15 protein-coding genes are annotated in these 18,200 nt (G+C 59.8%); 2 read left to right on the forward strand and 13 right to left on the reverse strand.

The window, feature by feature from the left end:
* Nucleotides 1–5: 5 nt before the first annotated feature.
* Nucleotides 6–257, forward strand: a complete 252-nt coding sequence (locus BM074_RS15230) for a hypothetical protein (protein ID WP_139217681.1) — start codon at nucleotides 6–8, stop codon at nucleotides 255–257.
* On the opposite strand, the gene BM074_RS15235 is transcribed toward BM074_RS15230, so the two are convergent.
* The 7 genes from BM074_RS15235 to BM074_RS15265 all read right to left on the reverse strand — a co-directional run bounded on the left by BM074_RS15235 (nucleotide 254) and on the right by BM074_RS15265 (nucleotide 9,705).
* The gene (locus BM074_RS15235) at nucleotides 254–1,288 is read right to left on the reverse strand and encodes an ATP-dependent DNA ligase (RefSeq protein ID WP_091923102.1); all 1,035 of its coding nucleotides are present in this window, start codon (nucleotides 1,286–1,288) and stop codon (nucleotides 254–256) included. The two genes, BM074_RS15230 and BM074_RS15235, sit on opposite strands and share 4 nt — an antisense overlap.
* On the reverse strand, nucleotides 1,285–3,921 hold the full coding sequence (gene ligD, locus BM074_RS15240; RefSeq protein ID WP_091923547.1) for a DNA ligase D: 2,637 nt from the start codon (nucleotides 3,919–3,921) through the stop codon (nucleotides 1,285–1,287). Before ligD ends, BM074_RS15235 begins: the two co-directional genes overlap by 4 nt.
* A 162-nt stretch (nucleotides 3,922–4,083) precedes the next feature.
* Nucleotides 4,084–5,514 carry an amidohydrolase family protein gene (locus tag BM074_RS15245; protein WP_091923104.1) on the reverse strand — a complete coding sequence of 477 codons (1,431 nt, stop codon included), beginning with the start codon at nucleotides 5,512–5,514 and terminating at the stop codon, nucleotides 4,084–4,086.
* Nucleotides 5,507–6,595 (reverse strand): amino acid ABC transporter permease, encoded by a 1,089-nt coding sequence (locus BM074_RS15250; protein WP_210186484.1) that lies wholly within the window; start codon nucleotides 6,593–6,595, stop codon nucleotides 5,507–5,509. Before BM074_RS15250 ends, BM074_RS15245 begins: the two co-directional genes overlap by 8 nt.
* A 1-nt stretch (nucleotide 6,596) precedes the next feature.
* Complete coding sequence (locus BM074_RS15255; protein WP_091923106.1) at nucleotides 6,597–7,769, reverse strand: amino acid ABC transporter permease; 1,173 nt, start codon at nucleotides 7,767–7,769, stop codon at nucleotides 6,597–6,599.
* A gap of 79 nt (nucleotides 7,770–7,848) precedes the next feature.
* Nucleotides 7,849–8,880, reverse strand: coding sequence for an amino acid ABC transporter substrate-binding protein (locus tag BM074_RS15260; protein WP_091923108.1), 1,032 nt, complete (start codon nucleotides 8,878–8,880; stop codon nucleotides 7,849–7,851).
* Between the two features lie 111 nt (nucleotides 8,881–8,991).
* Entirely contained in the window at nucleotides 8,992–9,705 is a 714-nt protein-coding gene (locus tag BM074_RS15265; protein ID WP_091923110.1) for an aspartate/glutamate racemase family protein, read from the reverse strand.
* 255 nt (nucleotides 9,706–9,960) lie between these two features.
* On the opposite strand from BM074_RS15265, the gene BM074_RS15270 reads away from it, so the two are divergent.
* A complete protein-coding gene (locus tag BM074_RS15270; protein ID WP_081815898.1) occupies nucleotides 9,961–10,671 on the forward strand; it encodes a GntR family transcriptional regulator in 711 nt (236 codons plus the stop codon).
* 34 nt (nucleotides 10,672–10,705) lie between these two features.
* Here BM074_RS15270 and BM074_RS15275 read toward each other — a convergent pair whose 3' ends face one another.
* The 6 genes from BM074_RS15275 to BM074_RS15300 all read right to left on the reverse strand — a co-directional run bounded on the left by BM074_RS15275 (nucleotide 10,706) and on the right by BM074_RS15300 (nucleotide 18,147).
* Nucleotides 10,706–11,368: a flavin reductase family protein gene (locus BM074_RS15275; RefSeq protein WP_091923112.1), complete on the reverse strand. Its 663-nt coding sequence runs from the start codon at nucleotides 11,366–11,368 to the stop codon at nucleotides 10,706–10,708.
* A 41-nt stretch (nucleotides 11,369–11,409) separates the two neighbouring features.
* Nucleotides 11,410–12,852 carry an amidohydrolase family protein gene (locus tag BM074_RS15280; RefSeq protein WP_091923114.1) on the reverse strand — a complete coding sequence of 481 codons (1,443 nt, stop codon included), beginning with the start codon at nucleotides 12,850–12,852 and terminating at the stop codon, nucleotides 11,410–11,412.
* Between the two features lie 10 nt (nucleotides 12,853–12,862).
* The gene (locus BM074_RS15285; protein ID WP_244532880.1) at nucleotides 12,863–14,566 is read right to left on the reverse strand and encodes a dipeptide ABC transporter ATP-binding protein; all 1,704 of its coding nucleotides are present in this window, start codon (nucleotides 14,564–14,566) and stop codon (nucleotides 12,863–12,865) included.
* Between the two features lie 11 nt (nucleotides 14,567–14,577).
* Nucleotides 14,578–15,477 (reverse strand): ABC transporter permease, encoded by a 900-nt coding sequence (locus BM074_RS15290; RefSeq protein ID WP_091923117.1) that lies wholly within the window; start codon nucleotides 15,475–15,477, stop codon nucleotides 14,578–14,580.
* Nucleotides 15,477–16,442, reverse strand: a complete 966-nt coding sequence (locus BM074_RS15295; protein WP_091923118.1) for an ABC transporter permease — start codon at nucleotides 16,440–16,442, stop codon at nucleotides 15,477–15,479. The genes BM074_RS15290 and BM074_RS15295 overlap by 1 nt, the downstream gene beginning before the upstream one ends.
* A gap of 133 nt (nucleotides 16,443–16,575) precedes the next feature.
* Nucleotides 16,576–18,147, reverse strand: coding sequence for an ABC transporter substrate-binding protein (locus BM074_RS15300; protein WP_091923120.1), 1,572 nt, complete (start codon nucleotides 18,145–18,147; stop codon nucleotides 16,576–16,578).
* Between the last annotated feature and the right edge of the window lie 53 nt (nucleotides 18,148–18,200).

Raw genomic sequence — 18,200 nt, forward strand, 5'->3', positions numbered from 1 at the left:
CATTCATGCGACGTGCAAGGAAAGCAATATATTCCCGCGAAGACTGGAACCTCATGGAACACGCACACCGCATCGCGTGCCGCGATCTCCATGTACCGAGTACAAGCCTGGACGAAATCCACAGGGTTGCCAAACGGGTGATGACCCTTTTCGATGGGGGCTTGCGTGACGAAAACCTGATCGCCGCCACTGCGGCGAGCCAGGAGCGTTTCATTGCCGATACGCTTTCCCTTCGCCACAAGAAGGTACCGGCCTAATGCACGCCTGACCGGAGCTGCTCGTACGTGCATTGGCGAGGGCTCTTGTCGGGACGCCACCGCAACAATTTGGTCCCGTGGCGAAACCGATCACCGCTGATATGATCAAATCTTACCTCGACAACGAGTTGCGGCTTCAACGGTTGCCATTCGCCGCTCCGCTCTGTGCTCCAGCGGCTCGGCCCACCTGGAGCCTTGCCGGTAAAGCCGGGAGGCCCGACCAATGCCTCCAGCTTCTCTGTCAGTTCCCCGCGCTCTTTATCCGTAATGGTTGACGTATAGCCAACGTGATCGAGCTTGCCGTCACTGTTATAGAGGCCAAGAAGAAGAGACCCGACTTGCTTGCTGTCATGTTCGTAACGGAACCCGCCAACCACGCAATCCGCTGACTTAAGACGCTTCACCTTGATCATGGCGCGCTCGCCCGGAAGATATGGGCCATCCACGCGCTTGCACACGACGCCATCGGTTCCCGCATAACCATTTTCGAGCCAGATACGTGCTTCGTCGATATCGCTCGTATGCGGCGATTGCGTCAGTGCGGCTTCGCGCGCGAGCGCCAGAAAGGCGGACAATTGCGCATTACGAACGGTAAGCGGACTATCCATGATTAACTTGCCGTCGGGATTCATCAGCATGTCGAAGACGACGAGCCTCGACGGCGTTTCAGCCGCGAGCTTTCTGACACGGCTTTCCGCAGGATGAAGTCGCATTTGCAGGGCTTCAAAGGAGAGCGCGCCGCCGCTCTCGATGACGAGTTCGCCGTCGATTACAAAACGTTGAACCGGCAGCGCCGCCAGCAACTCGACCATCTCCGGAAAGAAGCGCCCCAGCGGCTTCCCGGATTTGGCGCGCAAATCAACCTCGGTTCCGTCCTTGAATGCCAGGCAGCGAAATCCATCCCATTTCGGTTCATATTGCCAGCCGCCGTCGGCAGGCAGGGTCTCGGCCGATCGGGCCTCCATCGGCTGCGTATCGAGAGGCAGGGCCCACGCAGAGCGTGAAATCTTCCGTTTCCCCACTTCGATCATGCTGCTGCTTTCACGGACTTTCCCAGAAGCTTGATGGCCTTTTCCAATGAACGTTCTCCATCGAGATAATCCGCCCAAGCGTCGGTTTTTTCGAGAAGTGCGGGGACCGTTCGCACGGTAAAACGCTTGGGGTCGAGATCAGCCCTTACGTCCCCCCACGCCAAGGGCATGGATACAGTTGCGCCAGGACGAGCCCGAGGCGAGAGCGGCGCCACCGCGGTAGCCATGCGATCGTTGCGCAAATAATCGAGAAAGATCCGCCCGTTGCGCAGTTTCTTAGCCATCTTGACGAGATAGCGGTCCGGGTGATCATTGGCCATTATCTGGCAGACATCGTGGGCGAATGCCTTTGCCTCGCTCCAGGTGAGCTTGCTCTTCTTGCTGGTCGCAAGTGGCGTGACGACGTGCAGGCCCTTGCCGCCCGTGGTCTTGCAGAAGCAGACGAGGTCCAGCGCTTCGAGACGTTCCCGCATTTCCTTCGCTGCCGCGACCACCACTGAGAATGGCACATCGGGGCCGGGATCCAGATCGAATACCAGCCGTCCTGGAACGTCCGGATTTCCAGGTGCGCAATTCCATGGATGGAGTTCGAGGGCAGCGATCTGGGCGACGGCGATCAATCCCTCCACCCGGTCGATTTGCAGATAGGGTTTTCGATCGCCCGAAACCGTTACCAATTCGATCAGATTCGACGCGCCTTGCATTGCATGGCGCTGGAAAAACTGTTCTCCACCAATGCCGTCCGGGGCGCGGATGATCGAACATGGCCTCCCCTTGATATGATCAAGCAGCCATGGGCCGACCGCCCGGCAATACTCGGCAAGATCAAGCTTGGTGACAGGCCTCTTATCGCCGGCGTCCGGCCACAGAGGTTTGTCTGGATTGGACAAAACAACACCCATGATTTCGGCCTTCGCTCCACGTCGCTTGCCGATGCTCCGCGCCTGTTTCTCGGGATCGGGAACGTCCGTGGTTTCAGGTTTGGCCGGCTTCTCCGCCTCGACTTCCAGGGCAGGTTTGTCTTCACGAATACCTTTGAACGAAGCCTGCCGCACGAGACCGTCGGCAGTCCAGCCTTCGAATTCGATCTCCGCCACGAGTTCGGGTTTCACCCATTCGACATCTGGATCGACCTTCTTGGCCATGTTCCCCCCGGTGAAGGGCGACTTTTCGGCGCGAAGTGCCTCGAGTCGGGGCAGCAGCGACTTCACTTTTGCCGCTCCGTACCCTGTGCCGACGCGGCCGACATAAATGAAGTGGTCCTCACGAAAGACACCGACGAGCAGCGAGCGGAATCTTCCGTTGGTCTTGGACCAACCGCCGATGACGACTTCGTGGCCGGCGCGACACTTCGCTTTAACCCACGTATCGGTTCGCCCCGAACGGTAGGTTGCGTCGGACTGCTTCGACACAATTCCCTCCAGCGAAAGCTTGCAGGCGGATTTCAGTACCGCGTCACCGCCCGTCTCGAAGTGGTCGACATATCTGAGCCGCGGGTCACCGCCCGCGTCGTCGAGGATCGACTGCAGCCGTGCCTTTCGTTCGGTCAAAGGGCGGTCGCGCCAATCCTGACCGGCTTCGAACAACAGATCAAAGGCGAAGTAGACAAGGTCGCCGGTCTTGCCATCGGCCTGTGCCGCCTGCAGCGCGGCAAAGTCGGGTGCGCCATGATCATCGAGAGCGCATATCTCCCCATCGATAATCACATCCGGCAATGCCGAGAATGCCTTGGCGATTGCCGTGTACTTCTTCGTCCAGTCAAGACCCTTGCGGGTCCTCAGCGTCGCATCTCCGTCCTTGACCCGGGCCTGGATGCGATAGCCATCGAACTTGATCTCATGCACCCATCCAGCTTCAGAAGGAGGACGCGCAACGCTTTCGCAAAGCTGTGGCGGGATGAAGTCCGGCATCGTCGCTTCACTTGAGGCGGCAGGCGTTCCCCGCTTGCGTTTAGTCGGCGCTGCGGAGCCGTTGCGATTGCTCTCCCAAGTTGCGTCCGCTGCCGCGTCAGAACCCTCCGTCATGAACGGCTTGGGCTTGCGCCCTTTTCCCGCAGCTATCGCCTCCATGGTACGGCCCGACGCCACCGAGGCTGCTTCCTTGAGGATCGCGTCACCGTTTCCATCTACCGAGTGGTCGTCGCGATGCTTGATCAGCAACCAGTTGTTGCGCTTGCCGCCGTCCCGGTCATTCTTCATGCGCACGAGCACGAAGCTGCCGTGCAGTTTCTTGCCATCCAACGCGAATTTGAGATCGCCCTCCTCAAGCGCCTCCTGAGGGGATTTGGTACCCTCCGGTTCCCAATAACCCCGATCCCACAGCAACACGGTTCCACCGCCATACTGGCCCTTCGGGATCGTGCCTTCGAAGTCGCCATATTCGAGCGGATGATCTTCGACCTCGACCGCAAGGCGCTTGTCCTTTGGATCAAGCGAGGGCCCCCGCGTCACCGCCCAGGATTTGAAAACGCCGTCGAGTTCCAGCCGGAGATCGTAGTGCAGCCTTGAAGCATCGTGCTTTTGGACGATGAAGCGAAGCCTGTTCGACGCATTGACTTCGCCGCCTCCGCTTGGCTCCTGTGTGAGCTTGAAGTCGCGTTTGGACGTGTAACGGGAGAGCTTGCCGCTTGCCATGATAACCTCGACCGCGCTTGATACATGGCAGACAAACGCGCCTGATCGCGAAAAGATGCAGGCGCCCGACGTTTCTGGCGCCAATCTCTCAAACGATAAGCATTACCACGGGATCACAGTTGCTTCTGCGCACGCGATGCCGGGTCGATATCATAAAAATCGTTATTTGACGGCAAGCGAGAGCCTTGCACCTTTGCCAAACGCCGACCCGCCTGCACTGCTTCGTGCAATCATCCGCTTTTGCGCGTCCTGCAATTCGCGGACGGCCCCCTCATAGTCGAGATTGGCCACGGCGTGATTGCGGACGACGGCCGATCCGTCGACAAAGACATCCCGGACCGCACGATCGGCTGCGCAGTGCAAAAGGTTGCGCAGGGGATCATGCACAGGCTGCATGCCCGGCGTCGCGATGTCGATCAGGACCAGATCGGCCTTGGCTCCGACCTTAAGCTTGCCAATATCGTCCCGTCCAAGCGCCTTGGCGCCGCCGATCGTTGCCGCATTGAAGACGCCTTGCGTATCGATTTCCGCGAAGTTGCGACCGGCGATGCGCGCGCAGATCAGCGCCTGGCGTATCTCTTCGAGCATGTTGAACGGATAGCTGTCAGTGCCGATCCCGATGGTCACCCCGGCGCGTTGATAGGCGCCGATCGTTTCAAGCGTCATGCCGCTGCGCGCAAAAGTTACCGGGCAGTGGGCAACCGCTGTCCCGGTCTCGGCCAGGCGGGCAATGTCGTTGCGGGTGCGCTGGCGCGTCCAGGAATGGTGATCGGCAAAAATGCAATGGCCGAGGATGAGATCGGGACCGAGTATGCCGATTGCATCGAGATGCTGGATTGCGGTGCGACCGTGGCGCCGCAAGAGTTCCTCATGCTCGGTCATGGTTTGCGCCGCATGGATGGTAATCGGCGCGCCTCGCCGGCGCGCCTCGTCGGCGGCTTCGGCCATAAGTTCCGGCCGGCAGGTCTCGATCTGCGAGGGCGCGACCACGCCCTGAAGCCGGCCGCTCTCGTGGGCACTGATTTCGTCGACTAGCGCCAAGGCCTGCCGGAATCGATCGTTCCCCGCTGCATCGTCCCAGTCGAAATCCAGGCGGTGGCTTTCGACGACGCGCCACTGCGCCTGGCGAAATCCCGGAGCCAGATATCCGCGCAAGCCGCTCTCCGCCATGGTCGAAATCCAGCGCGGATGATCGCCGGCAATGTCGAGCATCGTCGTCACACCGCTGTGCATCAGATCGCCAAGCATGACAGTCTGCGCCGCGGCCTGCGCGTCCTCATCCGCATCGAGCAAGGCCGAAAATTCGTAAAGCGCATTGCCCCAGAGTGCGGGCGTGCCGGCATCCTCGAACAGTCCCTTGGCGAGCGGCTCGTCGCCTGAATGGCAATGAATATTGACGAGGCCGGGCATAACCATGAGGTTCGTCCCAGAAATCTCCTCGTTTACCGCACCGACGTAATGGCCGCCGACTTGCATAACCCCCGCGCTAGAGAAAGCTACGTCACCGTCATTCATGTAGACGTGAGCATCGGTTTCCGCGTCCCAGGCGACAATCCAGGCAGCGTCCCGGATGACAGTAACTTTCTCAGTCATGACCAACTCTAAATCTCCGTTCAAGAAAGCGGCTGTAGGCGCCCATGATGGCGCTGAAAACGAGGTAGACAAAAGCCGCAAACACATAACCTTCGAGCACGGCAATACCCTGCCACTGAGGATCGCGCATCGCTGCGCGTACCGTGTCGAGGAAATCGAGAAGCCCGACGATCGTCACGAGCGTCGTATCCTGGAAAAAGCCGATGAACAGCGAGACAAGCGGCGGAATAACGATCTTCAGGGCTTGCGGGAGAACGATAAGGCGCATCGTCTGCCAGTAATGCAGGCCCATTGCCGAGGCAGCCTCGACCTGCCCCTTGGGCAGTGCCTGCAATCCGCCGCGAACGACTTCAGCGATATAGGCGGCGGCAAAGAGAATGATTGCGACCTGCGCCCGCAACAGATTGTCGATGTTGACGCCAGTCGGCAGGAAGAGGGGCAGCATGACCGAAGCCATGAACAGAATGCTGATCAACGGGACGCCGCGGACGAGCTCAATGAAGACAACGGCAAGGACACGGATGGCCGGCAGGTTTGACGCGCGCGCAAGCGCCAGCAGCACGCCGAGCGGGAAGGCACAGACGAGACCGACGGCGGACAGCATGAACGAAAGCGGAAGGCCGCCCCATTTGGACGTCGGCACATAGACAAGGCCGCCAAATCCACCGAGCATAAGCCAGAAAATGACGATGCACGCCGCGGCACCGAGGACGAGGAGCCGGCGCCCCCAGAACATCGGGATCATGGCGATGCCGCATGTGCCGAAGAACATCAGCAGGGCAAGAAGCGGCCGCCACTGTTCTTCAAAGGGGTAGAAGCCGAACAGCATGAAGCGAATCTTGGCAACGAGGAAGGGCCAGCATGCCCCGCCCTGCTGCTGGCAAACAGCAGGCGCTCCCGTAAAGACAGCATCGACCAACAGCCAGGCGATGACATGCTTCAGTGCCCAGGCGATGACGAGGATGCAGCCGACGGTGATAGCGCCATTGACCGGCGTGCCGAAATAGGGCTTGAGCTTGCTCTTCAGAGAGAGCGAGGGCCGATAGCGCTGAACGGAGATGGAGACGTCTTCTGCGGTCATGTCACCTCTCCCGCAATGCGACGCGCGCATTGTACCAGTTCATGAACAGCGAGATGGTGATCGACAGGCTGAGATAGACCAGCATGAACAGCGCGATCGGCTCTATTGCCTGCCCGGTCTGGTTCATTGTGGTGTTGGAAACCATTACCACGTCGGGATAGCCGATGGCTATCGCCAGCGACGAGTTCTTGAAGACGTTGAGATAGGCGCTCGTCATTGGTGGAATGATGACGCGCAGGGCCTGGGGCAAGATGACCAGCCGCATGATACGCGAGGGTCTGAGCCCGAGCGCGGCCGCGGCTTCACGCTGGCCCTTGCGGATCGAAAGGATGCCGCTGCGGACGATCTCGGCAACGTTGGCTGATGCGCTGAGGGCGAGCCCGACGAAGAGAGCGACAAACTCGGGCGTTAGCTGCGCACCACCAGCGAGGCGAAAGCGGCCGAGTTCCGGCAGGCTGAGATCGAGCTCGGGACGCAGGATGAGCCAGGCGACAAGCGGTGGAATGGCAATTATTGCGCTGATGAGCGGCCAGTTGGACTGGTCGGTCCCACTTTCGATACGCCGCAACTGAAGGTGGCGCGCATAGAGGTAGGCCAATCCGCAACCAAACAGGAATGCCGCTGCGATCATCGTGTGATCGTTGCTCCAGGCGATGGATGGAACTGCGAGGCCGCTATTGCTGAGAAAGACGAACGGCAGAAGCTGCAAGGCCTCGCGGACCGGCGGAAGGATGGTGACGATGACCGCATAGCAGAGAAACAGCAACAGCAGCAACGGGACGTTGCGCAGGGCCTCGACATAGAGCAGCATCAGACGGGCGAATAAAGGGTTGGACGAGAGCCGGCCGATCCCGACCAGAGTGCCGATGATCGTGGCAGCAACCGATGCGAGGATAGAGACGCGTATCGTGTTGAGGATGCCGACAAGCAGCGCCTTCGCATAGCTGTCGGATGGCTGATAGTCGATCGGCGATTGGCTGATGACGAATCCAGCCTCGCGCCAGAGATAGGAAAAGCCCGTGGCGATGCTTTGCCGTGCAAGGTTTTCCGAAACATTATTGAAGAGATAGAGGCCCGCGGCAACGACGCTGGCGACGCACAAGCATTGATAAAGAATGCCCCGCGTCCGCTTATCGCGGAAATTCAAGCGGAACGGTGCCTGCGCGACACGCATCGAAGCCCCCCAGCATGCAAGATCCGATTGAAATGGATGAGCCGATGCGGAGATTTATCCCGCACCGGCTCGCTTTAGCTCAGCGGAACGGCGCCGCGTAAAGCAGGCCGCCATTGGTCCATTGATTATTGGGACCGCGGGTCAGGCCGAGGGCGGTTTTTTCGCCAAGATTGCGCTCGAACATTTCGCCGTAATTGCCGACGCCCTTGATGGCATTGTAGAGCCACTTGTTGTCGAGGCCGAGCATGGGTCCAAGATCCCCGGTCACGCCAAGCATGCGCTGGATCTCAGGGTCTTCGCTCTTTGTCTTGTCGTCGATATTGGCTTGGGTGATCCCCTTCTCTTCCGCGGCAATGATGCCATAGGTGGTGAAGGAAACGATATCGCGCCAATTGTCGTCGCCCTGCCGTACGGCCGGAGCAAGCGGTTCCTTCGAGATCGTATCCGGGAGGATGATGTAGTCGGCCGGGTTCTGGGCGACAGCGCGAATGGATGCGAGATCGGAGCGATCACTGCTCAGCGCATCGCAACGCCCGGAGAAGAATGTGTTGCGCAGTTCGTCGGGATTTTCGAAGACGACGGATTCAAACTTGCCGTTGTTGGTGCGGAAGAAATCGGCAAGGTTCTGTAGGGTCGTCGTGCCGGGAAGAATACAGATTGCTGCATCGTTCAATTCCTTGGCGCTCTTCACGCCAAGCTTGGCCGGAACCATGATTCCCTGTCCGTCATAGAAGACGGTCGGTCCGAAATCGAGGCCGAGCGAAGCTTCGCGCGAGAAGGTCATCGTCGTCTGGCGCGAGAGGATGTCGATCTCGCCTGACTGAAGCGCCTGAAAGCGCGTATTGATGTTGGTGAGAACGAAATCGACCTTGTCAGGCGACCCGAAGACTGCGGCGGCAACAGCGCGGCACACATCCGCATCGAAGCCCTGCATGACGCCCTTGCTGTCTGCATAGGCAAATCCGGCGACATTCATCGAAACGCCGCATATGAGCTTGCCGCGCTTCTTGACCGTGTCGAGTGTCTGTTGTGCTGAGGCCGACGTGGTGCCCATCGCGGCAAGAGCCGCCAGCGACGCGAATACAAAACTCCTAACCCATTTTGATTTCATTTTGTTCCCTCGTGTTTGTATTTTTGTATACGATAATCACACTTATTGCATCCTGTCACGCATTGATTTTGCCGGGCGAATGGTCTTCCCGGTTGCCAAAATCAGCAGCGTTCAGAATCTCCGAGTTCTCGATTTCGCGGGTCGCCGTAGGCCGGCCATGGCTTCGGCCTGGACGAGCCCCGCATGGAATGAACAGACGAGCGGGATGTCCCATTCCGGCTGCAGATCTTGGGCAATGCCGGCGAGCGCAGCCCCGCCGATGATGACGACATCAGCGCCCTGCTCCCGGATTGCCTTGTCAACGAGCACTCGCACCGCACTGCGCGCCTCCGCGGGCCGCGCGGCCAGATCGAGCGCCCTTCCCGGAATGGCGTACATGCCGCAGCAGCGATCTTCCAGCCGCTGCTGGCGCATCAGTTCGCGCAGCATTCCCGGCCAGCGCTCGCCGATGGTTACGATCGCAAAGCGTTCACCGAGCTGCAAGGCAGATACAATGGAGGCTTCCGCCATGCCGACGACAGGGAAATCAAAGACTTCCTTGGCGGCTCCGATGCCGGGTTCACCAAAACAGGCCAACAGACAGGCATCGTATCTATTGTCGCTGGCCTCTGCCAAATGTTCCTTGACCGTATCGATGATGGCATGAGCCGCGACCGCCGCACTTTCGCGATCGCTGATATATTCGGCGCCAAACCGTGCGGTCAGCGCAGTGACATTGCGTTCGGATGGCAGCATGGCGCGCGCCTGATCTCGCAACCGTTCGGTCAAGGCCAGGTTGGTATTACCATTGACAATAAGGAGTTTCGAACTCTGGCTCTCAAGCATGGCCAGCCCTGCAGGAAGCTGCGCTCGTCGCCCGCCGAATGAAGATTACGCTTGTCCCTGGCGATGCCGTGAACATGACCGTGTGCTCCCCCTATTCCCGCTGCTTATGGTCGAATGCACCGGGCCTCTTTACGAAGACTATATACCGCTCGCGAAAAATAGTATACAAAAATAAATCGAAATAGCATACACTATTGCCAATTCACGGATTCCGTCTGATACGATATAAGTTGGTGATCAACAGATGGGTTGCACATGAACGAACAGACCTTGACCACCGGTAAAAAGCGCCAGCGTCTCCCAAGCAGCAATACAATGTATGAAGCCTTGCGGCGGGCGATCATCGAGCGCGCCCTGCGCCCCGGCGACAAATTGCCGGAGGACGTCATCGGCGATCGCTTCGGTGTCAGCCGCACCATCGTGCGAAGCGTGCTTGGGCGTCTGCACGGCGAGGGGTTGATCGACCTGAAGCCAAATCGCGGCGCGACCGTGGCTCAGCCGACGCTCGAAGAAGCCTACGATATCTTCGAAACGCGGCGGAGCCTCGAACGCGATGTGGTGCGCCGCCTCGTCGAGCGCATCACACCGGCAGAGATCAAGCGCCTCAAGGACCATGTCGCGCGCGAGGAAACCGCCCGCACCCAGGATTCACCCGACTCGATCCGGCTCGCCGGCGAGTTCCACATTCTTCTCGCGGAGATGGCGGGCAATGCCGTAACGGCACGCTACGTAAACGAACTCGTGTCGCGCTGTTCGCTTATTCTCGCCCTCTATGGCCGGCCGCACTCTTCGGACTGCGCGGTCAACGAGCATCTTGAAATCGTTGCCGCTTTGCAGAAGGGCGATAGCGAGAGGGCTTTTGCCGTCATGGATCATCACCTTGAGGCGGTCACCGAACGCGCTTTGCTGACGTCAAGCAATCACCAGCGCGATATCCGGTCGATATTGGACGACTATGTGAAATGATGCCATTCCCGGCAAAGGGAATGGCACGGTTCTATCAGGAGGCCTTCGCCTCGATTGTCGTCTCGGTCTTTGCCTTGTAATCGGCCACCGACATGGTCTTCAGCTCGAAATAATCGCGCGTCGTCGCATAACCATGACCGCCCATGCGGCCGACCGCATCGAGCACCGTGGCATCTACGTAGAGCTTATCGGCGTCGATGGCATTCTCGTGGAAATGCGCGTAGACGACTTCCCCAAGCACGATTTCACGGCTTTCACCGATATTGAGGAATGAATGCAACCGACATTCCAAAGCGGCGGGCGCTTCGGCGATACGGCCAGCGGCGATAGCTTTACCTGGCGCAATCGTCAGGCCTGCCTCGGCGATCTCGTCGACGCTCGCGTCAAAGGGCACGGCGCAGATGTTCATCTCGTCCATGATCGATCCCGATACAACATTGACCGTGAAGCAGCCGGTATCCCTAATGTTGCGTACCGTGTCCTTGGAGTGCCCGCTCGGCGAATACTCAACCCCAAGCGCGACAATGGCGGGGTCCGACGAAAGGCAATTGAAGAAGCTGAATGGCGCTGCGTTGGCGTGTCCCTCGCGGTCGACGGTGGATACCAGTGCGATCGGGCGGGGAACAACTGTGCCGATCAGGATCTTGTACCGTTCACGCGGCGTAAGGGTGTTGAAATCAAAGGAAACACTGTTCATCGGAAGTCTTTCAAAGGTTGATTGGTTGGACGACACGCCGCTCATTCGATGAGATCGGTGTCGCGGGCGTGGCCCCAGAACATTGGTGGCGTGCGAACGAGATCGTGCAGATCGAGGCGCTCGATCATGCGCTCGGTTTCGCGCTGCGCCGCATCGAGAACGGCATCCTGATCGACATGGACGGGATTGCGATCCCGCAACAACACGCGGCCGCCGACAAGGACCGTGTGAACGTCATTGCCATTGGCGAAATAGGTGACGCGGAACTCTGGCATGTTTGCCGGATAAAGATGCGGGCGTCGCAGGTCTACGAGGATGATATCGGCCTTCTTGCCGGGCTCGAGCGAACCGATTTCGTGGTCGAGACCAAGTGCCCGCGCACCGTCGATCGTGCACATTTCGAGGACCTTGCCCGGCGGCATCCAGCTCGGGTCGTGGAAATGCGTCCGGTGGTAATGCATGCATTGCTGCATGTGACGAAACATATCCGCCGAGCGGTCCGGCGCCGTTGCGTCGGATCCCATTGCAACGAGCACACCAGCCTGCAGGAGCTCGGGCACCGGGCAGCGGGCGAGGATCGAGGCAATCGCACTCGGATTGTGAACGATGCGCGTATCGGTGCGCGCGCAGATCGCGATCTCGTCGTCGTCAAGTCCGGTTGCGTGCGAAAGCAGCGTCCGCGGCCCAAGAATCCCGATTTCGTTGGCAATACGCACGCTCCCCCTGGTATGGCCGTCCTGCATGAAGACCAGTCCGCGTTCCTCGGCGAAAGTCTTTACGGCGCGCGATTGGGAAACAGCATCATCGGCGCCCGGCGCGTCCAGATTTTCCTGATGCAGGGTCGGCGTGAGCATGGCGACGTGAAGACGTCCTCCATGGCTATCGTGCCAGCGCCCGGTCAACTCCTCGCAGGTAGCAAACTGCTGCTCGAACGAGACGGGGTAATCGGTCCGTTCAGAGCCCTTCCAGCGCGCATAAGTCAGGGGATGAGGTGGTCGGGTGGTGCCAACAGCGACGACAGAGCGTGTACCGATGCCAAGGACGCCTTCCATATGTGCGTCGCCATAGACTGCTTCGTCCGTCCGCATGACGGAATCACCGCCGCCGAGCAGTGAAACGCCGGTCGTCACCCCGAAGCGCAGACGCTCCAGCGCGGCAAGCTGGGCCTCGGCATGCCAGAATTCCGGGGTCGAGCCGACCGTATAGGCGCCCTGGCAGGCGCGGTACCAAAGGTCGCTGCGCCCGCCGCCGAGGGTCTTGATAAGGCCGTGGCCGGCATGGGCATGGCTGTCGACGAGTCCCGGCATGATGGCCATGCCGCGCGCGTCGATGACTTCACGGGCAGGATGATTGCGCGCTACAATATCGGTTGGACCGACGGCGACGATACGATCGCCCTCGATCGCCACCGCGCCGTCAGCAATGATGCGCCGCTCCGGATCGATGGCGATGACGGTTCCGTTCTTTATGAGAATATCTGCCATTGCCTGGTCCTTATGCGGCGGTATTTTCGGCTTTGAGAATACGGTCGAGCGAGGGCGCGAGGCGCAAAAGCTCACGCGTATATTCGTGCTGTGGGGATGAGAACAGCGTCTCGGTTTCCGCAAGTTCGACGATTTCTCCACCCTTCATCACGGCGACGCGATCGCACATCTGCCGGATCACAGCGAGGTCATGGCTGATGAACAGCATGGAAAGGCCGGCAAGATCGCGCAGATCCTTCAACAGGTTAAGAAGCTGCGCCTGTACCGAGACATCGAGTGCCGAGGTCGGCTCGTCGCAGATCAGCATTGAAGGCTGCGGCCCGAGGGCCCGGGCGATCGCGATGCGTTGGCGTTGCCCGCCGGAGAATGCATGCGCGAACCGCTCGCCCGACTGGCCGCTCAGCCCGACAGCCTCAAGCAGGATGGCTGCGTCTTCACGGGCCTCGGCAGCGTTGGAAGCAAGTTCGTAGAACAGAATGGGCTCAGCGATTGCGGCATTGATGCGCATGCGCGGGTTGAGAGCCGAATAAGGATCCTGGAACACCATCTGCATTGACTGGCGGACGGATTTTGTCCTGCGGGCCTCCAGGGCAACTCCCTGGAAATGCACGGAACCTGAAGTCGGGGCAACGAGCCCGGCGATAGTATTCGCAACCGTCGTCTTGCCACAGCCGGATTCGCCGACGAGGCCGAAAATCTCGCCGCGCTTGACGTCGAACGACACGCTCTTTACGGCCTTGAACGCTGTCCTGCGGCTTGGCAGAAACGAACGCTGGCCATATTCGACGCAAAGTTCGCGCACCGCCAGCACCGGCTCGTCATCCTTGCTCTCTACGGCCGACCTCGTCTTGCCGCGCACCGCCTCGCGCGCCTTGAGTGTTGCGGGCGTCTCTTCGCTCGGGACCGGCAGTCGCTCCAGTCGGTGTTCGATTGGCGGCACCGCAGCGATCAGCGTGCGTGCATAGGGTGCCTTGGGCGACGTGAGAACACCGCGCGCCGAACCGCTTTCGACAACGCTGCCGTTCTGCATGATTGTCACCCGGTCGGCAATCTCCGCCACGACACCCATATTGTGCGTCACGAGGAGCACGCCGACGCGCCGCTCGTCGGCAAGATCACGGATGAGCTTGAGAATTTGCGCTTGCACCGAAACGTCGAGCGCCGTCGTCGGCTCGTCGGCGACGATCAATCGCGGATCGCAGGCAAGCGCCGTGGCGATGACGACGCGCTGCCGCTGGCCGCCGGAGAGCTGATGCGGGTAGCTTCCAAGGCGGCGTTCCGGTTCGGGAATGCCGACTGCCTTGAGAAGATCGAGCGCCCGTGCGCGGGCTTCCTTGCGGCTGATCTTCAAATGGGCAAGCATCCCCTCGCAGAGCTGGCTTTCCACCGTGAACAGCGGGTTGAGGCTGGTCATGGGATCTTGGAAGATCGCGCCCACGTCTCGGCCAGGAACGATGCCTTCGGTGCGACCGGTGCGCGTGTTGATCTGCTTGCCGGCGATGGAAATCGATCCGCCCGCGATGCGGCCTGGCGCCTGCAGAAGACCCATCAGCGCATTGCCGACCGTCGTCTTTCCGGCGCCGGACTCGCCGACCAGCGCATGGATTTCGCCGGGGCGGATGGTCAGATCGATATCGTTGACGGCGACGAGTGTGCCGCCATTGGTGAGCGGATACTCGACCCTGAGGTTCTTAATGTCGAGTACAGGTGGCATTTGCGTGTCCATCAGTGCGCCATCAGTTTGGGGTTGAAGCGGTCGCGCATGTAATCGCCGATCACATTGACCGCGAGTACAAGCACAACGAGGACGGCAGCGGGCATGACCGCAATCCACCAGAGGCCCGAGAACAGGAACTGGTTGCCGATGCGGATCAGCGTGCCGAGCGAGGGATAGGTGGCGGGCATGCCGGCGCCGAGGAATGACAGCGTCGCCTCGGTGAGGATGGCGCCAGCCAGGTTGATCGTCGCAATCACCATCACCGAACTCATCACATTCGGGAGGATGTGACGCAGCATGATGCGGCGCGACGGAAGTCCGATCACCTTGGCGGCACGCACATAATCGCGCGCGTTCTCCACCATGGTCGAGGCACGTACCGTACGGGCATACTGGACCCACTCATTGAGGGCGATGGCGCAGATAAGGATGACCGGCGCCCACTCGGACACCGTCGCGCCACTCAACTGTGCGCGGGCGACACCGCTGATCAGCAGAGCGACGAGGATTGTCGGAAAACTGACGAGTACGTCGCCGACACGCATCAGGATCGTATCGATGATCCCCCCGAAATAGCCCGCGATCAATCCAAGGGTGACCCCGATAATCGCGGCGAGCAGCACCGCCCCGATGCCGATGATGATGGAAATACGCAGGCCGAATAGGATAACCGATACAAGATCGCGGCCCTGATTGTCCGTGCCGAGCAGAAAGCGCGGATCGCCGCCGTCCATGAAGGAGGGCGGAATTTCCATATCGATGAGCGAATAGGATGAGACGTCGCGCGGATCCATCGGCGCGATCAGCGGAGCGAAAATCACGAGTACAATCATCGTGGCGAGCACAAGGCCGGCAATGATGACCGAGATCGGCGGCAGTCGGTGCTGGAGAAAAGCGCGCGTTGTCATCACTTCGTCCTCAATCGCGGATCGATGAATGTGTAGAGAATGTCGACGACCATGTTGATCATGACGAACAGGAAGCCGACGAAGAGGAGGTAGGCGGCGAGAACCGGAACGTCCGGATAGCCGACCGCATTGGTGAAGAGTAGGCCCATGCCCGGCCACTGGAACACTGTCTCGGTGACGATGGCGAAGGCGATCAATTGCCCAATCTGGAGACCTGTAACGGTCACGACGGGCATCAATGCGTTGCGCAGAGCGAGCCGACCGTAAATATGCGAGCGCGGCAAGCCGCGGGCAAAGGCGAAGCGGATATAGTCGGACGAAAGGACGTCGATCATTTCCGAGCGGACGAGGCGCATGATCAGCGTCAGCTGGAATAGTGCGAGCGTGATGGAGGGCAGAATCAGCGATTTCAGACCCGAAACGGTGAGGAAGCCAGTCTGCCAGCCACCGAGATTGACCAGTTCGCCGCGTCCCGACGAAGGCAGCCAGCGCAGGTTGACGGCGAAGATCAATATGAGAAGCAAGCCTGTCACGAAAGTCGGCATCGAAATGCCGACGAGCGTTGCCGACTGGATGATGCGCGACAGAAATCCCGTGGGCTTCAACGCGCAGACGACGCCGAGCGGAATGCCAAGCGCCAGCGACATCACCGTCGCGACCAGCACGAGTTCCAGCGTCGCCGGCAGCCTGTTCATCAACAATTCGGCGACGGGCTGCTGGTAGCGGAAGCTGGTGCCGAGATCGCCATGCAGGACACGGCCGAAAAACTCGACGAACTGAATGAGCATCGGTTTGTCGAGGCCGAGCGCAGCGCGCAGCGCATCCTTTTCGGCCTGGCTTGCCCCTTCCCGCACCATCATCGCGACAGGATCGCCGACGAAGCGGAACATGATGAAGGCGACGGCTGTGACGGCGACCATAACGAGGATCGCCTGAAAGAGCCGCATCGAAACAATTTTGATCATCGGACCATGCCTTCCATGGAGCGCGAAGCAGCTTCACCGGCCCTTCGCGGATGCGCCTCTAAGCCCTAAAGGGACCAGCGCAGCGGTTCCAATTGGCGAGGCACGTGCCGCATGTGCGGCACGTGCCACCAGTTTAGTTCATGTGTGCGAACCACGGGCGAACATATTCGTCCGGGAATTGCGGCATGTCGAGCTTGTCGCTCATCGCCCAGGCGACCGGCTGCTGATGCAGCGGCAGATAGAGCACCTCGTCGTGGGTGATGGTGAAGGCTTCCTTCAACATCGCGACGCGCTTGTCCTGGTCGAGTTCGGTCGATGCCTTGCGAGCCAGTTCATCGATTTTCGGGTTCGACAGGCCGTTGGAATTGCTGCCACCGAACTTGCCGTCGGTGGTGGCAAGCAGGGCCTGCAGGACGCTGTAACCATCCATCGGCGGAAGCGACGCCCAGCCGAGCATGTACATGTCGAATTCGCCCTTATCCATGCGCGGGAAATAGGTGGTCTTGCTCTCGACACCCACATCGGCCTGAACGCCGATCTTCGCCCACATCGACGCGATCGCAAGGCAGATCTGCTCGTCGGCGATATAACGGTCGTTGGAGCAGTTCAGGCCAACCTTGAAGCCATCGGGATATCCGGCTTCGGCAAGAAGCGACTTGGCCTTGTCGATATCGTAGGCAAGCGGGGCATCGATGCCTTCGTCATACCCGGTGACGGGCGGCGCCACCATCATGCCGGTCGTGCGGGACTTGCCGCGCATGAGCCGCTTCTGGATCGTTGCCAGATCGACTGCGTGCCACAACGCCTGGCGAACCTTGACGTCGAGGAGCGGATTGGGCTTGCCGGGTTCGGCGTGCAATTCCTTCTTCCAGTTGAAGCCGAGGAAAATGACGCGGAGGGACGGATTCTCCACCACCTTGAAGCCCTGCGTGTTGGCGACGCGGTCGATGTCCTGCAGCGGGACCGGGGCGATCATGTCGAGTTCGCCGGAAAGCAGCGCGGCAACGCGGGTCGCGTCGGACGCGATGGGGCGGAATTCGACGCTCTTCAGATTGTGTTGCGGCTTGTCCCACCACTCTTCATTGACTGCAAACACGGACTTCGAATCCGGCTCGTAGGTGACGAGCTTGAAGGGACCGGTGCCATTGGCATGGTTGTTTGCATATGTCGTGACGCCGGTGGATGTGTTGCCGGGCTTCAGCGCGTTATGCTCTTCCATCCATGGCTTGCTCATCATGTAGATCGCGGCCAAATCGTTGAGGAGCAGCGGATAGGGGCCGCTCAGGATAAGATCGACCGTATAGTCATCGACCTTCTCGACACCGATGACGGCCGAAAGATTTTCGCGGTTGCGCGCACCTGGATCGATCTGGCGCTGGATCGTCGCGACGACGTCGTCCGCGTTGAAGGGCTGGCCTTCGTGGAATTTCACACCCTGCCGCAACTTGAAGCGCCAGCGATCAGGAGCAACGACTTCCCAGGATGTCGCCAGGGCAGGCTCCAGTTGCAGCTCCTTGTTACGGCGCACCAACGGATCGAAAACCATGTGGTGGACGCTTTGGGTAAAGCTGTCGACCTGAGCGTTCGGATCGTAGGAAATGACATCGCCGGCGGACGACCACCGCAGTGTCTGAGCCACGGAAGGCATGGTCATCGGCACGACAAGCGCGAGACCGGCCAATAATGTCTTGAGATATTTCTTCACGGGGTATCTCCCATTTTGTATACACATGTTCCCGCTATTATGGTACACAGATT

The organism is Phyllobacterium sp. CL33Tsu (assembly GCF_900113985.1).
Classification (GTDB): domain Bacteria; phylum Pseudomonadota; class Alphaproteobacteria; order Rhizobiales; family Rhizobiaceae; genus Phyllobacterium; species Phyllobacterium pellucidum.